Origin of the sequence: Microcella sp., from assembly GCF_019739195.1 — a bacterium.
In the GTDB taxonomy this organism is placed as follows: Bacteria; Actinomycetota; Actinomycetes; order Actinomycetales; family Microbacteriaceae; genus Microcella.
Genome location: NZ_JAHHDS010000003.1, coordinates 1,130,633 through 1,148,768 on the forward strand (window position 1 = coordinate 1,130,633; position 18,136 = coordinate 1,148,768).

Here is an 18,136-nt window from a genome sequence, read left to right on the forward strand (position 1 = left end):
ACCCGTCCACGAAGTTCCGTGATTTGTGACACCGCGGCGGAATGCGTCGGGTGGCGATCCGACTAGTGGAAGAAGTGCCGCTCGCCCGTGAGGTACATCGTCACGCCGGCCGCCTGGGCCGCCGCGATCACCTCTTCGTCGCGCACGGAGCCGCCCGGCTGAACGACCGCCGCGACGCCCGCGTCGATGAGAACTTGGAGGCCGTCGGCGAACGGGAAGAACGCGTCTGACGCCGCGACCGAGCCGCGCGCACGATCGCCCGCGCGCGAGACAGCCAGGTGGCACGAGTCGACACGGTTGACCTGCCCCATTCCGACACCGACGGATGCCCCGCCCGACGCCAGCAGAATCGCATTCGACTTCACGGCGCGGCACGCGCGCCAGGCGAACTCTAGGTCGGCCAGCTGCTCCGCCGACGCGGCGGGGCCGGAGACGAGCTGCCAGTCGCTCACCGGTGCAAAGTGGTGGTCGGCCTGCTGCCGCAGCAGCCCCCCGCTCACGGGGCGCAGCTCGACCTCCGGCAGCGCGAAGCCGTCGGGCAGCTTCAGCAGCCGGATGTTCTTCTTCTCGCGCAGCACCGCGAGAGCATCCTCATCGAAACCCGGCGCCACGACGACCTCGGTAAAGATCGGCGCGATCGACTCGGCGGCCTCGCGCGTGATGACGCGGTTGGCGGCGATCACTCCCCCAAAGGCCGAAACGGGGTCGCAGGCGTGGGCGGCCGCATGCGCCGAGGCGATCGACGACCCGATAGCGATGCCGCACGGGTTCGCGTGCTTGATGATCGCGACGGCGGCAGCGTCGTGGTCGTAGGCGGCGCGCACGGCGGCGTCAGCATCCACAAAATTGTTGTACGACATCTCTTTGCCGTGCAGCTGGGTCGCCTGCGCGATGCCGTGCAGGCCGTCGATGCGGTAGAGCGCCGCGGGCTGGTGGCTGTTCTCGCCGTAGCGCAGCACCTGCTGCAGCGTCGCGTGCACGTCGATCGTCGAGGGGCTGCCGTCGGCCGCCAGGTGCTCGCCCCGCACGCCGAGGTTCTCGGCGAACCAGCCGGCGACCGCGGTGTCGTAGGCGGCCGTGTGCGCGAAGGCCTTGGCCGCGAAGCGCTGCCGCTGCAGCAGCGTCGTGCCGCCGAGCGTGAGGGCCTTCGTCACCATGACGTAGTCGGCCGGGTCGACGATGATCGCGACGTTGGCATGGTTCTTGGCGGCGGCGCGCACCATCGCGGGCCCGCCGATGTCGATCTGCTCGATCACCGCGTCACCCTCGGCACCTGATGCAACCGTCTCAACAAACGGATAGAGGTTGACGATCACGAGGTCGAAGGGCGAGACACCTAGGTCGGCCAACTGGGCCTCGTGCGCCTCGAGCCGCAGGTCGGCGAGAATGCCCGCGTGCACCTTCGGGTGCAGCGTCTTGACGCGTCCGTCAAGGGTCTCGGCGAACCCGGTCACCTGCGCGACCTCCGTCACCGGATGCCCCGCCGCCGCGATCGTCGCCGCCGTCGAGCCAGTCGACACGATCTCGACGCCCGCACCGGCGAGCGCCGACGCCAGCTCGAGCAGTCCGGTCTTGTCGCTCACGCTCACGAGTGCGCGCCGCACGGGAATCGCGTCGCGGAAGCGGTAATCAGCGGGGTCGTGGGCGGGGCCGGCCATGGTGGTCTCCAGAGGATTTCAGGGGGTGGATGCTGCGCCGAGCTCGATCGACCCGTCAGCGATGCCGCGCACGACGTCGATGAGCAGGCGCCGCTCGACGGGCTTGATGCGTTCGTGCAGGCTGTGCTCGGTGTCGCCGGGCAGCACGGGCACGCGCTCTTGGGCGAGCACGGGGCCCGTGTCGACCCCGGTGTCGACGACGATGACACTCGCCCCGGTCTGCGCGACCTCCGCGGCGAGCGCGTCGCGCACGCCGTGGGCGCCAGGAAACTCGGGCAGGTAGGCAGGGTGCGTGTTGATGATGCGCGGTGCGAGAGCCTCGACGACCGCGGGAGGCAGCAGGCGCATGAGTCCGCTCAGCACGACGAGGTCGGGCTGCCACTCTTCGATTGTCGCGAGCAGCTCATCGCCCCACGCTTCGCGCGAGGGGTACGACGAGTAGGGCACGGTGAACGAGGGAATGCCGAAAGCCTCGGCGTGGGCGAGGCCATCTGCGTCGCGGTCGGCTCCGACCGCGACAACGTGCGCGGGATACTCGGCGTCGCGGCACTCGTCGAGCAGAGCCCGCAGGTTCGACCCGCCGCCCGAGATCAGCACGACGACCCTCAGCACGTGCCCAGGTTATCGGGTGCGCGCGGGGGCTACGGGCCGAGGCGCTCGCGCACCGCCGGCCAGCAGGCCGAGGGCGACGCCGATGAGGGTCTCGGCGAGCATCCACCACCCGATGGCGACCGGGTCGGGGCCGACGACCGCGAGGCGCCCAGGCCCGGCTGACCCCGCCGCGACGAAGGCGAGAAAGGCGGCCGCGAGACCCGCGACGACCGCGGCGATGACCGCCGTCGCGACGGCCCAGGCGGCGAACGACGCGTCGCCGAGGTGCGCTACGAGGCGCGGCCGCACAGCGATGCCGGCCACGAAGGCGGCAAGCACGGGCACGAGCAGGGTCGCGAAGCCGAGCGGCGACGGCTCCACGGGCAGAGCGCCCAGCACGGGCACGGCCGGCAGCGGACCGAGCGATACCGCGATGGGGCTCACGCTCGAACCCGCGCCGATCGCGAAGCCTGGACCAATCAGCCACGACGCCGCCCAGATGACGAGGGTCGGCAGCAGGGCAAGCTGCGCCGCCGTCAGCGCGACACCGCCGAGCACTCCCGCCTGCACGCTCTCGTAGAGCGCGATCACCTGGCCATAGCCAAGCACGAGCGCGACGGTCGTGAGCAGCGCGGCTGCGGCCATGACGGTCGCGACGGTGCCGAGCCCCGCGCGCAGAGCGCCACCCGCGGCGGCCGTGAGCGGCTGCGGCCCGTCGGCGATCAGCTGGCGCAGACGTACGCGCGCCGGGTTGGTCGCGCCCATCGAGCCGATCGCGACGCCGAGCCCGTAGACGAGAGCCGGAAAGAGAATGGCTTGCCACCGCGACGGCAGGGCGGCGGGATGCGCGGCACTGAGCATCACGAGCGCCGAGAGCACCGTCACCCCGCCGATCGCGACGAGCTCGCCGAGAATGCGGTGCGGCTGCTCGCGCAAGCGGCGCCCGAGCGCGACTCCGGCGAGGGCGGTGACGAGCGCGAAGCCGCTGAGCGCGAGCGTCACGACGATGGGGTCGCCGACGCCCACGACGTCGAGCGCGAGCGCCGTCTCGGGGTCGAGCTGCAGGGTGACGGTGACGCCGTGGCCGAGCATCCAGATGATGACGGCCGCGCGCCAGAAGTCGACCCAGTCGATCTGGAATCCGTACTGCGCCGCCCACATGACGGTGAGAATGCTCAGCGGAACCGCGATTCCGAGCCCCACGATCAGCAGCGCCTCGAGGGCACTGTAGAGGGCGGTCAGGCGGCGGGTCATGGCGCTCGCGAGCCTACTGGCCGGATGCTCAGCCGAGGCTCGCCCGCGCCGCAGCATGCGCGGCCTCGGGGTCGGGGGCCGCGCACGCCGCTGCTGCCGCAGCCCGGCACTGCTCGAGCGTGACGTCGGCAAGCCGCGCGCCCACCGTGGGTATCGCGCGCGCGGCCATCGACAGGCTCGTCGCCCCGAGCCCCACGAGCACCGCGGCGAAGTCGGGGTCGGCCGCAGCCTCGCCGCACAGCCCCATCGGGGTGTCGGAGGCGGAAGTCGCCTCGCCGACGAGCCGGATCATGCGCAGCAGCGCGGGCTGCCACGGGTTCGCGAGGGGCGCGAGGGCCGCCGACATGCGGTCGGCAGCCATCGTGTACTGCGACAGATCGTTGGTGCCGACGCTCACGAAGTCGACGACGGTGCACAGCTCGGCGGCCGTCATGGCGGCAGCGGGAGTCTCGAGCATGATGCCGACGCTCGCGATGCCCGCTCCACGGGCGCGGGCCGCGAACTCGCGCGTCTCGCCGAGCGTGGCGATCATCGGCGCCATGACCGCGACGTCAGCGCTCTCGAGCGCAGCCGCCTCGGCGATCGAGCGCAACTGACGCTCGAGCACCTCGGGGTCGCGAATAGCCGTGCGCACCCCGCGCAGACCGAGCACGGGGTTCGGCTCGACGATGGGCGTCAGAAACGGTAGGGGCTTGTCGCTGCCTGCATCGAGCGTGCGCACGACCACGCGCTGCCCGGGGAACGCCGCGAACACCTCCCGATAGGCCTCGACCTGCTCGTCGACGCTCGGCTCATCGGCCCGGTCGAGGAAGCAGAACTCGGTGCGGAAGAGTCCGGCGCCCTCAGCACCGCGCTCGACCGCGCGCGCGATCTCGCGCGGGGCCCCGACGTTGGCGCTCAGCACGACACGGTGCCCGTCGGCCGTCTGCCCCGGGCCGATGAACGGCGCCGTCGTGATGACGCCCGTCGCCGTCGCCTGCGCGGCCGCGTCGGGCTGCACGATGACCTCGCCCGTGTCGCCGTCGACGAGCACGAGAGTTCCGTCGGCGATCGCGGTAGCTCCGGCGACCCCGACGACGGCCGGCAGGCCGAGCTCGCGCGCGATGATCGCGGTGTGCGAGGTGGGCCCGCCCTGCTCGGTCACGAGCGCGAGGCAGCGCGTCGGGTCGAGCGTCACGGTATCGGCGGGGGCGAGGTCGTCGGCGACGAGCACGTAGGGCGCGTCGCGCTCGGGCAGCCCGGGCGGCTCGGTGCCGGTCAGTTCGGCGATCACGCGGTCGCGCACATCGATGAGGTCGGTGACGCGGTCAGCCAGGTCTCCCCCCGCCGCGCGGTACTCGCTAGCGGCCCGGCCTACGGCCTCCCAGACGGCGCGCTCGGGCGTGAGACCGCGTTCGCGCACGGCCGAGGTGGCCGTGTCGATGAGCAGAGGGTCTTCGGCGAGCGCCGCCGTAGCGTTGAGCACCTCACGCCGGTGCCCGTCGACCTTGAGCGCCCGGCGCCGGTAGGCAGAGGCGGTCGCGGTCATCGCGTCGACCACGATGTCGGCGGCCGCTCGACGCGCGGGCGGGGCCAAAATCGCCGTCGCGCTGGGCTCATCGATGCGGTGCACGAGTACGGCGACGGGCCCCACGATGCGACCGGCGCTGACGCCGAGCGCGCCACTCTCGGCCGCGTGCTGCGGCTCGATGACGGTCGCCGCTGGGCCGTCGACGCCGACGATCGCCTCGCCGAATCCGCTCTCGATGAGAGTGCTGATCGCGTCGACGGCTTCGCGCGCATCGTCGCCGGCCGCGGTGATGCTCATGATCGTGCCCGGCCCCGCGACGAGCATCGAGATGCTCAGCATGCTGCGCGCCGGGGCTGCAGGCCGACCCGCGACCGTCAGCGTGATGTCTGCACTGAAACCCGCCGCGAGCGCCGCGATCTCAGCCGCGGGCCGAGCGTGCAGGCCGCCCTCGTTGCGCACCGTCACGACGTTCACCGACTCGGGCCGCTCGGGCACGGGCGATGCCTCTGAGGGTGCGATGGTGTCGTCGTCGCCGACCAGCAGCGCGCGTTTCGGGTCAAGGGCCGCGCTCGCCTCGCGCGCCACCGTGTCGACATCGTCGCCCGCGCTCGCGCGCACCACCGCGGCGAGCAGCCCCTCGATGAAGGGCGCGGGCACGACGCGCGCGTCGATGCGCCCGTTGAGCAACTCAAGCGCCATGTCGGCGGCGAGCACGGCTGACCCCAGATCGGTGAGCACGACGACGCCGACGCCCTGCGAGGCCTCACTGATCGCCGCCGCGACTCGCGTCGCGTTTGTGCCGGTGGCACCGTCGGCTCGACCCGCAGCGATCGCGATGCGCGGCGCGGGGCCCCCGACGAACTCGAGGGCGAGCTGTCGGGCCGCTGCCGCGAGCGCGGGGCTGTGCGAGACGAGCACGAGGCCTACGCGAGGCGGCGACGCAGCGACGCCGGTCATGCCTCGACCGCCGCGGTCTCAGCCAGCGCGCCCGCGAGCGCCGCGAAGAGCAGGGCCGTCGAGGCGGCGCCGGGGTCGACGTGGCCGGCGCTGCGTTCACCCAAGTAGCTGGCGCGGCCCTTGCGGGCGACGAGGCCCGTGGTGGCGTCGCGCGCGGCCTGCGCCGCGATTGCGGCCGTGGATGCTGCGTCGGCGAGCGAGGCGCCCGACTCGACGGCGGCATCCAGAGCATCGATCACAGGTGCGAGCACGTCGACCATGGTCTTGTCGCCGAGCTCGGCATGGCCGCGCGTGCGCACGCCCTCGAGACCGGCATGCAGCGCGGCGATCACCTCGGGCCCCGTCGCCGTCGCACGATCGGCGAGCGCGGTCGCCATGCGCAGCAGGAAGGTGCCGTAGAGCACTCCGCTCGCGCCGCCGACCGTGCTGATGAGCGTCATGCCGGCGGCTCGCAGGGCGCCATCGATCTGCGACGCAGGCTCGTTCTCAAGCTGCTCGACCACGGCGAGCATGCCTCGACGCATATTGCTGCCGTGGTCGGCGTCGCCGATCGCGGCATCGAGGTCGGTCAGCAGCTGCGCGTTGTCGTCGACCGACTGCGCGAAGCGGCGCAGCCAGTCGTTCGTGGCGCACACGGTGAGGGTCATGATCGACCCCACCGCAGCGCCGGAGTGTCGACAGGCGAATCCCAATACGACAGCAGCTCGGCGTCGACCGGCAGCACGGTGAGCAGGCAGCCGGCCATGTCGAGCGACGTGATGTAGTCGCCGACGAGCACCCGCACGGGGCGCACGCCGTGCTGCTCGAGCAGCGGCGCAACGGCGGCGAGCATGCCGTAGAGCTCGATGAGCGGCGTCGCTCCCAGGCCGCTGAGCATGACGATCGCGTCGCCGGTGCCGAGTCCGTCGTCGACGAGCGGCTGAACGAGTCGAGCCGCGAGCTCAGGCGCCGGAGCCATCGGCTGTCGCTCGCGCCCCGACTCGCCGTGAATGCCCACGCCCCACTCGATCTCGTCGTCGCCAAGCGTGAAGGTCGGGCGCCCCGCGGCCGGAACCGTGGCGCCGCTCAGCGCGATGCCCATCGACCGGCCAGCACTGGCGACACGCTCGGCGAGAGCGTGCACCTCGTCGAGGTCGAACCCCTGCTCGGCGGCCGCACCCACGATGCGCTCGAGCAGCACGGTCGCACCCGTGCCTCGGCGACCCGCGGTGTAGAGCGAGTCGGTCACGGCGACATCATCGGCCACGACGACGGTGCGCACCTCGATGCGGGCCTCGGCCGCAAGCTCGGCCGCCATCTCGAAATTGAGCACGTCGCCGGTGTAATTCTTGACGATGTGCAGCACGCCCGCGCCGCGGTCGACCGCGCGGGTGGCGGCGAGCACCTGGTCGGGAGTGGGAGAGGTGAACACGGCGCCGGCGCAGGCCGCGTCGAGCATCCCGAACCCCACGAAACCGGCGTGCAGGGGTTCGTGACCCGACCCGCCGCCGCTCACGATCGCGACCGTGCCGTGCTCTTTCGGTTGGGCGCGGTAGACGATGCGCCGCTCGAGATCGACGCTCAGCTCGGGATGCGCTGCCGCCATGCCGCGCAAGGCGTCGACGACCACGCTCTCGGGGTTGGAGATGAGCTTCTTCATCGCAGCGCCAGTCTAGGGCGGGGCGATGCGCCGTCGGCGGGGGGTGACCCGCCGACGGCGCCTCACCGCTGCGCGAGGCGGCGTCGGCCGCCAGCCGCGATGGCCAGGGCCCCGCCGAGCAGCAGCGCGATCGCGAGACCGATCACGCCCGCAGGCTCCGCGCCCGTCGCCGCCAGCCTCGAACCCAGGACGATCGAGAGAGTCGCGTCGGCACCGCCCCCGGTTTCGACCTCAGCCCGCTGCGGCTGCCACCCGGTCGCCGACGCGGTGACGCACCAGAGCCCGGCCGGAACTCCCGTGAACCGCACCTGACCCTCGATGTCGGTGTCGGCCACCAGCACGAGGTCGTCGGCCGTGTCGCAGAGACCGTCGACGCCCGACCAGCGCGCCTCGACCGTGGCGCCCGGCACGGGCTCGCCGTCGGCCATCGTCACCGTGATGGTCAGCGACTCGTCGCCCGCGAGGCCGATCGCGAGATCGGTCGTCGTGTCATCGACGGTGATGAGCTCAGAGACACCACCGATTCCCGGGCCGGCCGTCATCGTGGTGCCTGCCGGCAGCTGCACGACGAGCTGGTAGGTGCCGAAGGGCACCTCACCGAACGAGTACTCGCCGTTCGCGTCGCTCGTCACCATGGCGGCGACGGCATCGGCTGACTCGAAGCTCACCGAGTCGCTCGAGGGGCCGATCTCCACAGGCACCAGGCTGAGTCCGACACCGGGAAGGCCCGGCTCATCGGCGTCGAGCACACCGTCTCCATTGAGGTCGAGCCATAGCGTGCCGTCGAGCGTCGCTGCGGGGCCGGGCACGTAGGTGAAGCCGTCGAAGAAGGTCGTGCCGCCGTCATAGGTCATGATGTCGACGTCGCGCGGGCCTTCCGGGGCCGGCGCGGTTACAGCGATGAGCGACTCACCGTCGTCAGCGACACGCACGTCGGCTACGGGAACACCATCGAGCAGCACCTCGGCGGGCTCGCCGTCGCTGCCGACCAGGTGGGCTCCCGTGACCGTGATCTCGGTGCCGCCATCGACCGGGCCGAAGCCGGGCGACATGCTGAGCACGACCGGACCGGGAATCGGCTCGACGTAGGTGTACGCCTGCGTGAGCACGGTCTCGCCCGCGCCCGTCACCACCGTCACATCGACCGTCGCCGCGTCGTGCGCCGGGGTCAGGCCGCTGATGCGGTCGTGACCCTCGAGCACGACCTCTGTCGCAGGAACGCCGTCGAAGAGAACCTCCGGCGCCTCGGCGCCGAACCCGCTGCCCGTGATCGTGAACGGAAGACCGCCCGACGTCAGCCCCTCAGCGGGGTCGATACGCAACGCTGTGGGTCCCGCGATGATGTGAGTGCCGACAGAGACGTCGAGCACGTAATTGCTCGATGCTCCGGGTGCGGTCGTCACCGACTGGATCGAGCGGATGCTCATGCCCGGTTCGGTCGAAACGACGGTGCTGCCGTCGAAGGTCTCGACCTGCCCGACGATCGCATCGTCGAACTGCAGGCCGCTCACGCTCGGCACCGCGGGAGCGATCGGCTCGCCGTAGGCCGAGATCGAGAAGCCCAGCGCGAGCGTCAGCGTGCGCTGGGCGATCGTGAAGGTGCCATCGACCACGGTGAGCTCGTAGTTCGCACCCAGGTCAAGCGTGCCGCGCGTCACCACGTAGGTGCCGGCGTCTTCACCCGGTGCGCGCTGTGGAGCGCCCTCGAGCAGGTCTTCGCCCACGAGTGAACCATCGGTGATGACGGCACCGAGCGAGTCGGGGTCGGCATCGCCGTAGGTCTTGCCCGTGCCGCCGACCGTGACCGTGACGGGTCGAGCTTCGATCGTGAGCTCAGAGCCCGTCGCAACCGTCACCGTGTAGTTCGGGTTGAGAGCGTTCGCGACGGTGCCTCCCGTGATCGCGTAGCCGCCCACGTTCTCGCCCTCAGCCCGCGACAGCGTTCCGAGCACGGGCTCGCCCTCGACACCGTTGGAGACCGAGAACGTCAACGACGGATCGCTCTCGCCGTAGGTCTTCGAGACGTCATCGGGTGTGACCGTCACCGGTCGCTTCGAGATCGTAAGAGTGCCGGGCACCGCGGTGACGACGTAGTTCGCGACCGGGCTCGGCTGGGCCGTCACCTCGTACTCGCCGACGTCGTCGCTCGTGTCATCGCGACCGAGCTCGCCCGCGACGATCGCCGCATCGGACTCGTCGAGCAGGCTGCCGACGGTGATCTCGAACTCGAACTCTGGGTCGTCCTCGCCGAAGACCTTCTCGGCGTCGAGCACTGTCACTGTGACGGCGCGCGGAGTGATCGTGAACGTACCGCCATCAGTCGACAGCGCGTAGTTCGAGCCTGCGCTGAGCGAGCCGAGCCCGATCGCGTACTCGCCACGGTTCTCGCCGGCCGCGCGGTCAGGTGCTCCCATGATCTCGTCGCCGCCCACGAGCGTGCCCTCGCCGATGCTCCACGCGAAGCTCTCGGGCTCATCGTCGCCGAACTCTTTTTCGGCATCCTCGATGTCGATCGAGATCGGGCGAGAGGTGATCGTGAAGGTGCCCGAAACGACGGTGAGATCGTAGTTTGCCGACACGGCGACCGTGCCACGGGCGATCACGTAGTCGTCGACATCGGCACCGACTTCACGCACCGGCGAACCCGTGATCGCATCAGTACCCACGAGCGAGCCGCTGGTGATCTGCGTCGTGAAGCTCGGGTCTGGTTCGCCGTAGACCTTGTCGCCATCATCAATCGTCAGCTCGAGAGGCCGCTGCTCAATGGTCAGTTCAGCCTCAGAGCTCCAGGTGATGACGTAGTTGGGGTTCGACGCGGTCTCGACCGTGCCCTGCGTGATGAGGTAGCCACCGACACCCTCGCCCGCAGCGCGACTCGGGGTTCCCGCCAACTCATCACTGCCGACGAGCCCGGCCGACTGAGCCTGCAGTGCAGGATCATCGTCGCCGTAGATCTTCGAGTCAGCCACGGCCGATACCGTGATGGGCTTCGGGTCGATCGTGAAGGTCGCGGTATCGCCCGTGACGGTCACGTTGCCCGCGTCGCTGCCCGACAGCTGCAGTGCGTAGTCGCCGGCATCGTCGCCGCTCTCGCGCCCGATCAGGGCTGCAATTGCCTCAAGGTCGCCCGCAGAAAGCGCGACTCCCTCGGGCGCCGTGAAGTCGAAACTCGAAGGATCGCCCTCGCCGTAGACCTTGCTGTCATCGGCAATGTCGATGACGACGGGCAACTGCACAATCGTGAGCGCGCCGAACTGCCAGGTCACGGCGTAGTTGAGACCAGCATCCAAGGTGCCTTGCGTGTAGTCGTACTCGCCGACCAACTCACCTTCCTCGCGGGTAGCAGCACCGCTCAGCGCGTCGCCCTCGAGCAGCGCGCTGTCGTCGATGTCAATGCTGGGGTCGGAGGCGAGGTACTGCTTCTCTGCGTCAGCAATCGAAATCGTGATCGCGAGCTGGCTCACCGTGAGGGTGCCCGAACGGTACTCGATCGCGTAGTCAGCAGCGTCGCCATTGGCGATCACCGCGTCGCTCGTGCTGACGTCGTAGGTGCCCACCGGCCGAGGGCTTGCCGCCGACTCGACGGTCGCGACGATGCTCGTGAGGTCATCGTCGCCGACGAGCGGCCCGCCTTCGATGATGGTCGGCGTGAATGCGCCATCGGCCTGGCCGTAGTCGATCTCGCGGTCGAGCACCCCCACGACGATCGCGCGAGGCGTGATCGTCAGCGTGCCGTTCGTGACCGTGCCGATCGCGTAGTTGTCGCCCGCGTCGAGAGTGCCGACGCGAATCGTCCACGTTCCGCGGCCTTCACCTTCATCGCGCGAGGGAGCACCCGAGAGCGTGTCGCCGTCGAGGAGTCCCGTGACCTCGTACGTGAAGGTCGGGTCGTCGGTGCCGAACTCCTTCTCGGCGTTGTCGATCGCGATCGAGATGGTCGCGGGCGTGATGGTGAAGGTGCCGGGAATGACGGTGGTGTCGTAGTTCGGTTCGGCGCCGTCGACGCCCGTGATTGCGTAGCCGCCGTCGATGACGTCGTCACCCCGAGCGCGCTGCAGCAGCCCCTCCAGGGTGTCTCCCTCGACGATCGTGCCGTCGGTGAGGCTCCAGGTCAGCGCCGGGTCGGCCTCTCCGTAGACCTTTTCGCGGTCGGTGGCCGTGATCGTGATCGCGCGTTGGTTGATGGTCAGCGTGCCCGTGGTCCACGTGACGTCGTAGTTCTCACCAGCGCTGAGGGTGCCCGAGCCGATGGTGTAATCACCCACCGCTTCGCCCTCGTCGCGCTGAGCAGCACCCGTCAGCGAGTCACCATCGAGCAACGCACTGTCGTCGACCGTGAACGCGGGGTCGGCGTCACCATAGATCTTGACTGCGTCGTTGATCGCGATCGTGATCTCGCGCGGCGTCACCGTGAGCGTGCCCGATTCGTACTCGATGACGTAGTCGGCGGCAATTTCCTCGCTCGTACCGGTGCCCGAGAACTCGAGCGACGACGGCGTCGCCGTATAGGTGCCGTGCGCGAGACGCCCACCGCCCTCGCCTTCGAAGTCGATGAGAGCGTCGACGATGTCGTCACCGTCGCGCAGGCTGCCCGAGACGACCTCGAGTTGCCACGTGGGCAGACTGTCGCCGTAGGCGATCGACTCGTCACCGACCGCGACCGTGATCGACCGCGTGGTGATCGTGAAGGTGCCCGGGTTGACGGTCATGGTGTAGTTCGTACCGGCGTCGAGCGTGCCTGCGGTGATCGGGTGCGTGCCGCGGACCTCTGTACCCGTGCGCTCAGGAGCACCCGAAAGCGAGTCGCCAGAGACAAGGTCGTCGACCGAGTAGGTGAACTCAAACGGGTCGTTGTCGCCGACCTGCTTCTCTGCATTGTCGATCGTGACGACGATGGGCCTCGCGGTGATGCGCAACACCGGAGTCGGTGCCTCATTGCTGAGTTCGACCTCGTAGTTGAGTGCAGCATCCGCTTCGATCGAGATCGCGTACTCGCCGACGTTCTCACCCTCGACGCGCACGAGCGCCGCCTCGATGGCCGCCACGTCAGATTCAGAGATACCCGTCACGGCGCTCGAGTCAACGGTGAACTGCGGGTCGCTGTCTCCGTAGACCTTGCTGGCATCATTCACGATGATGACGAGCGGCCCAGGTTCGATGGTGAGAGTGCCGTCGACAGCGGTGATGGAGTAGTTGGCGGTCTCAGCGCCCACCTCGATATCGACGAGCTCGATCGCGTACGTGCCGGCAGCTTCGGGCGCGGTGGTGCTCGGCCCGTACTCAGTGCCCTCGATACCGCGGAACTGCACCGAAAAGTCAGAAACGACGTCGGGGGCCTGCAGGCCAGTAGAAACGATCGTGACAGCAGCGACAGGTTCGCCGAAGCCGATGGTCTGGTCTTCTACCGTCACGGTGAGCTCGCGCTGCTGCACCTCGAGGGTGCCCGCCTGGTAGGTGACGGCGTAATTCGCGACGGCGCCTCCGGTGAGCGCAAGCTCTGAGGGCGTCACCGTGTAGCTGCCGACTGCCGCGCGGCCCGAGATCTCGGGAGACAGCGCGGTCGCAGCACCGTTGAGCGTGTGCCCCTCGAGCAGGGCGCCCGAGACGACCTCGATGGTGAACGCGGGCACGTCGTCGCCGTAGGTGATCACGTCGTCGACCACGGCGACGGTGATGGCGCGCTGCGTGATCTCGAACTCACCGTCGGTGAACGTGATCGTGTAGTTCGGGTTGCGCTCGTTGTCGACCGTGCCCTGCTGCACCGGGTAGGCGCCCACCGATTCGCCCGTGGCACGAGTGAGAGTGCCCGTCAGCTCGTCGTCGCCCACGAGGTCGTTCGAGACCGCGACGAACGTCGGGTCGGCGTCGCCGTACACCTTCGTGGCAGCCTCGGCAGTGACCGAGATGGCCTTGGGCGTGATGGTCAGAGCACCGTCGTCGATGATCTCGATGACGAAGTTCGACTCGGCATCAGCATCCACCAGGTAGTCGTACGAACCGACATAGTCGCCTGCCGCGCGCGAGACCGAGGCCTCGACAGCATCGCGATCGTCGCCAGACAGCTCGACCTCGATCGAGTCGCCCGCGAGCGATACCACCGGTTGGGGGTCGACCTGGCCATAGGTCTTGCTGGCGTCAGCGACCGACACCTGCAGGGCACGGCGCGTGATCGTGAACGAGCCGCCAGTGCTCGATACGTCGTAGTTTCCGGCAGCAGTGCCGAAGTCGATCCAGTCGAGCTCGATCGCATACTCGCCCACCGCGGTAGGTTGCGCTGCACTCGACTCGCCCTCGCCCTCGCTGTAGAGGAACGTGGCGCCGATCACATCATGCCCCGGCAAGAGCCCGGTTGCCGTCACGCCGATCTCGGCTTCAGGGTCGAGATAGGCGATCTCTGCGGAACCGACCTGCACGAACACGTGCTTCGGATCGATCGTGAGCAGGCCAGTGCCATAGGTGATGTCGTAGTTCGCGGCGTTGCCGCCCACGATCTGCACTGCCGTCGCGGTGCCGGTGTAGTCACCAGCGTCGCGCGGGGTCGCGGTCGCCTCGGGCAGTTCGACCGTCACCGTGCCCAGGGTGTCGCTGAACGCGAGCGACCCCGCGAGCACTCGAGGCGACCAGCCCGTGATCGGGTCACCGTACGTGAGGGTGAGGTCGTTGATGCCGACCGTGATCGGTCGCGGGTCGATGCGCAACTGGCCCGACTCGGTCTCGACGATCTCGTAGTTGAGCGTGGGGCTCTCGCCGTCGGCGTGAATGTCGTAGAACGCGACGTCTTCGCCCGGGTCGCGAGAGATGGTGAGTTCGAGCTCGTCATCGCCGACGAGGCCCTGCGCGATGACCGTGAACTGCGGGTCGTCATCGCCGTAGTACTTCACCGCATCGGCGACGCTCACAGAGATGGGCTTGGGAGTGATGAAGAGTCGGCCATCGACAATGGTCATGAGGTAGTTCGGTCCTGCATCGGCGTCACCCGTGATGCGGTAGCCGAGGTTCGCCGGGCGCACATCCTCTCCTGCATCCCGAACGAGCAGGTCTTCGAGCACGTCTCCCTCGACGAGTGAGCCGGTCGTGATCTGGTAGGTGAACTCGGGGTCGACCTGGCCGTACTGCTTCTGCACGTCGTCGATCGTGATCGTGATCGGGCGCGGGTCGATGCGGAAGCTGTCTCCGATGTAGAGGAAGTCGTAGTTGTCGGTGTTCTCGCCCACATCGGCGTTGCGCGGGGTCACGGTGTAGTCACCGGCACCGGTCGGCGCCGCGAGAGTGGGACCGAAAGAACTGCCCGAGCGCAGAGTGCCCTGGTAGACCAGTTCGACGCCGTGCAGCTCGTCGCCCTCGATGAGACCCGTCGCCGTGGTCGTGATCGACTCGGTCGAACCGTAGACGCGGTCGGCGATCGTCGTGCGCACCGTGGCCGACTGACCGATGATCGTGAAGGTGCCGGAAAGACGCTCGAGCGAGTAGTCGGCGCGACGGCCCGGGTCGAGGGTCACGTCGTCGACGGTGATCGTGTACACCCCGGCGCGAGTCGGAGGCGTCGTCGAGTAGTAGTACTCGCCCGAGAAGATGTAGCGCACCGAGGCGATGGTGTCGCCGCCCCGCAGTCCGCTCGTCGTCGACGTGAAGACCGGGGTCGGGTCGCCGTAGTTGATGGTCGTGTCGTCAGGGTCGATCGTGAGCGTCGCGTAGGCAGTGAGGCATGAGGCGATCTCGAAGGCCCCCGCGCCCGTCGACGGGTAGACGACGACGGTCGGGTTGCCCGGTGCGAGCGACGGAGGCACCTCGAAGCGCACCGAGGTGTCGGTGCTGCTGACGACCTCGGCGATGACGCCACCGATCGTCACGACGGGCGTGCCATCGCCGAAACCTGTACCCGTGACGGTCACGTCTCCGGGGTTCTCATCGAGGTAGAGGTAGCGCGGCGAGACAGCACTGCAGCTGTCGATCACCGGCGGGTAGGGCACGGTGAGGGCGTAGTTGAGAAGCGCGAAGCCCTCGTTCGTCGTGACCCGCAACTGGTAGACGCCCGACGCCAGCGCAGGGGTACGGAAAGTCACGCGTCCTTGATCGACGACGGTGAGGTCGCTGACGGCGTACACCACTCCGCCACGCTCGAACCAGACGCTTGCCGCCACATCGTTGCTGCCGAGAAAGTGCTCGCCGAGCACGGTGACGAGGGTGCCGCCCGACTGCGGTGCGCGCACCGGCAGCGACGACGTGATGATGGGGGTGCGAATCTCGGGCACGTACCGGTAGCCGGCGCTCAGCACACCGTTTCCGGAGCCCTGCGCGGGCGTCACGCGCACGTCGGCGGCTCCTGTTCCCGCGGGAGTCACGACCGTGATGCGCGTGCTGGACTGCAACTGGAGGCTCGTCGCGGGCACCCCGCCAAACGTCACGCTCGGCGTTCCCGAGCCGAAGCCTTCACCGGTGATCGTCACCGTGGTGCCGCCGCTCTCGGGACCCGCCTCGGGCAGCAGCGACTGCACGAGCGCCGCACGATAGGTGAAGGCGTTGAGCTTGGGCAGGGGCGTGCCGCCCTGCGGCGTCACGACGACATCGGCAGCACCGACGGTGCCGGGCGGAACGGTCACGTAGATGAACTCGTCGGTGCTGCTCGTGACGGTCGCAGGCACACCGTCGAACGTCACGGCAGGGGTACCCTCGCCGAAGCCGCGACCGACGATGGTCACGGAGGCGTCCCCGGCCGAGTAGCCCCAGTTGGGCGAGACGGCTGAGAAGGTGGGGGGCGCGGTGTAGGTGAAACCATCGGTCGAGACGACTCGGCCGGTCTGCATGGTCACGCTGAGGTCGGCGGCGCCGAGCGTGCCGGGAGGCGCGACGGCGACAATGCTCGTGGGGCTGTGCGAGATGATCGCCGCTGCGCACGCAGTGCCGAAGCGCACCACCGGTGTCGTGCTGCCGAAGCCCGTGCCGCTGATCGTGACGCTTGTGCCGCCGGCGGTGATGCCGCTCGAGGGCGAGATCGACGAGATGGTCGGTGTCGTGGTGGCCGCGGCATAGGTGACGGCGTTGGTCAGGGTGGCTGTGCCGCCCCGTGTGTCAGGCGCCACCGTGACGGTGGCCGGCCCGGCAAAGCCATCAGGCGCAACCGCGGTGAGCTGGGTGTCGCTCGTGCGCACCACGCACGTCGCAGGCCGGCCGCCCACGGTCACCACGGGGGTGCCGCTCGCACCGAAACCCGAGCCCGCCACGGTGATGAGCCCTCCGCCGTTGATCAGCACCGTGCTCGGCGAGACGGACGAGATCGAGGGCACTGCCGCATAGGTGTACCCGCGCGGCAGAGTCGCTGCGCCCGCTGCGTTCGTGACGCGCACCGACACCGCGGCGGCGGCGGCGCCCGCAGGCACGCGCACGACCATCGAGGTGCCGCCCGCCACCACCGACTGCACGGCCGCAGCGTTGTCGCCGAAGGTCACCGTAGTGGAAGGGGTGAAGTTCGTTCCCGTGATGGTGACGTTCTCGCCACCGGCGAGGGGGCCGCGGTTCGGGGTGACCGCGGTGATCGTGGGGGCGGTCGGCACCGCCGCGTAGGTGTAGTTCAGCGAACCGGTGGCCGTCAGCGCGGGGCTCACGGCCGTGATGCGCACGACAACGGGGGCGCTGCCGACGACGCCCGAGGGAGTGGTGGCCTGGATGCTCGTGCTCGAGACCCGTGTGATCGCGGTTGCCGAAACACCACCGATCGTCACGCTCGGCGTGCCGGTGACGCCGAAGCCCGCACCCGTGATGGTCACGCGCGTGCCACCGGTCTCGGGGCCCGAGGTCGGAGTCATGGAGGTCACGGTGGGCTGGAGGTAGCGGTAGGCGTCGTCGCGCTGCACGACCTGGGTCGAGGTGACGACGGCGACATCGACAGTGCCCGGTGCACGCTGGGGCGCACGGATCGTGATCGAGCTGCCGTTCGCGCCGCGATCGACGAACGACCAGTGATCGATCTCGACCGAGCCGAAGCGCACGTGGGTGACGGCGTAGAGACCCGAACCACCGATCGTGACGAGCTCGCCGCCGGGCGCAGAGCCCTCACTCGGAGCGACGGTCGTGATGGTGGGCGCGGCGAAGCTCGAGCGGTATTCGAAGGCTCCGACGCGCGTGATCGGCTCGCCGCCTTGAGGAGTTACAGCCACGGTCGCTGCTCCGGCACTGCCCGCGGGTGTCACGGCGGTGACGAGCGTGTCGCTGTGCCGCACGACTGATGTGGCGGGGTTGCCGCCGATCGTCACAACTGGAGTGCCACTGTCACCGAAGCCCGTACCGACGATCTCGATGGCTGTGCCGCCCAAGGTCGTGCCCTGATCGGGCGCGACACTCGTGATCGAGCCAGAGCTAGCCCACGCAGGAGCCGTCGCGGCGGGTGCGATGAGCGAGACTCCGATAAGCACAGCGAGTAAGGCTGCGAGAGGGCGAACCGGGCGGACAAGAGACAGGAAAGGCCGGGGGGTCGACGCCATGGGATTCTCTCTCCGTTGATGTACGCCGATCGCTCGTGAGCAGCGCTCC

The 18,136-nt window shown here is 69.3% G+C and carries 7 protein-coding genes; all 7 read right to left on the bottom strand.

Annotated features, from left to right (window positions below; all coding sequences use genetic code 11):
* Positions 1–62 precede the first annotated feature (62 nt).
* The 7 genes from purH to KL788_RS07340 all read right to left on the bottom strand — a co-directional run bounded on the left by purH (position 63) and on the right by KL788_RS07340 (position 18,018).
* Positions 63–1,658: a bifunctional phosphoribosylaminoimidazolecarboxamide formyltransferase/IMP cyclohydrolase gene (gene purH / locus KL788_RS07310; protein WP_293169902.1), complete on the bottom strand. Its 1,596-nt coding sequence runs from the start codon at positions 1,656–1,658 to the stop codon at positions 63–65.
* Positions 1,659–1,676: 18 nt separating this feature from the next.
* Positions 1,677–2,270, bottom strand: a complete 594-nt coding sequence (gene purN / locus KL788_RS07315) for a phosphoribosylglycinamide formyltransferase (protein WP_293169904.1) — start codon at positions 2,268–2,270, stop codon at positions 1,677–1,679.
* A 9-nt stretch (positions 2,271–2,279) separates the two neighbouring features.
* A complete protein-coding gene (locus KL788_RS07320) occupies positions 2,280–3,503 on the bottom strand; it encodes a cell division protein PerM (RefSeq protein WP_293169906.1) in 1,224 nt (407 codons plus the stop codon).
* Positions 3,504–3,531: 28 nt separating this feature from the next.
* Positions 3,532–5,970 (bottom strand): phosphoenolpyruvate--protein phosphotransferase, encoded by a 2,439-nt coding sequence (ptsP, locus tag KL788_RS07325; protein WP_293169908.1) that lies wholly within the window; start codon positions 5,968–5,970, stop codon positions 3,532–3,534.
* A complete protein-coding gene (gene dhaL / locus KL788_RS07330; protein WP_293169910.1) occupies positions 5,967–6,617 on the bottom strand; it encodes a dihydroxyacetone kinase subunit DhaL in 651 nt (216 codons plus the stop codon). Before dhaL ends, ptsP begins: the two co-directional genes overlap by 4 nt.
* Positions 6,614–7,609 carry a dihydroxyacetone kinase subunit DhaK gene (gene dhaK / locus KL788_RS07335; RefSeq protein ID WP_293169912.1) on the bottom strand — a complete coding sequence of 332 codons (996 nt, stop codon included), beginning with the start codon at positions 7,607–7,609 and terminating at the stop codon, positions 6,614–6,616. The genes dhaL and dhaK overlap by 4 nt, the downstream gene beginning before the upstream one ends.
* Before the next feature lie 62 nt (positions 7,610–7,671).
* Entirely contained in the window at positions 7,672–18,018 is a 10,347-nt protein-coding gene (locus KL788_RS07340; RefSeq protein WP_293169914.1) for an MBG domain-containing protein, read from the bottom strand.
* Positions 18,019–18,136: the final 118 nt, after the last annotated feature.

What these genes read in the sequence shown, in the direction of transcription:
- purH (WP_293169902.1), bottom strand. Translation starts at nt 1,658, where the DNA reads ATGGCCGGCCCCGCCCACGACCCCGCTGATTACCGCTTCCGCGACGCG.
- KL788_RS07320 (WP_293169906.1), bottom strand. Translation starts at nt 3,503, where the DNA reads ATGACCCGCCGCCTGACCGCCCTCTACAGTGCCCTCGAGGCGCTGCTG.
- ptsP (WP_293169908.1), bottom strand. Translation starts at nt 5,970, where the DNA reads ATGACCGGCGTCGCTGCGTCGCCGCCTCGCGTAGGCCTCGTGCTCGTC.
- dhaL (WP_293169910.1), bottom strand. Translation starts at nt 6,617, where the DNA reads ATGACCCTCACCGTGTGCGCCACGAACGACTGGCTGCGCCGCTTCGCG.
- dhaK (WP_293169912.1), bottom strand. Translation starts at nt 7,609, where the DNA reads ATGAAGAAGCTCATCTCCAACCCCGAGAGCGTGGTCGTCGACGCCTTG.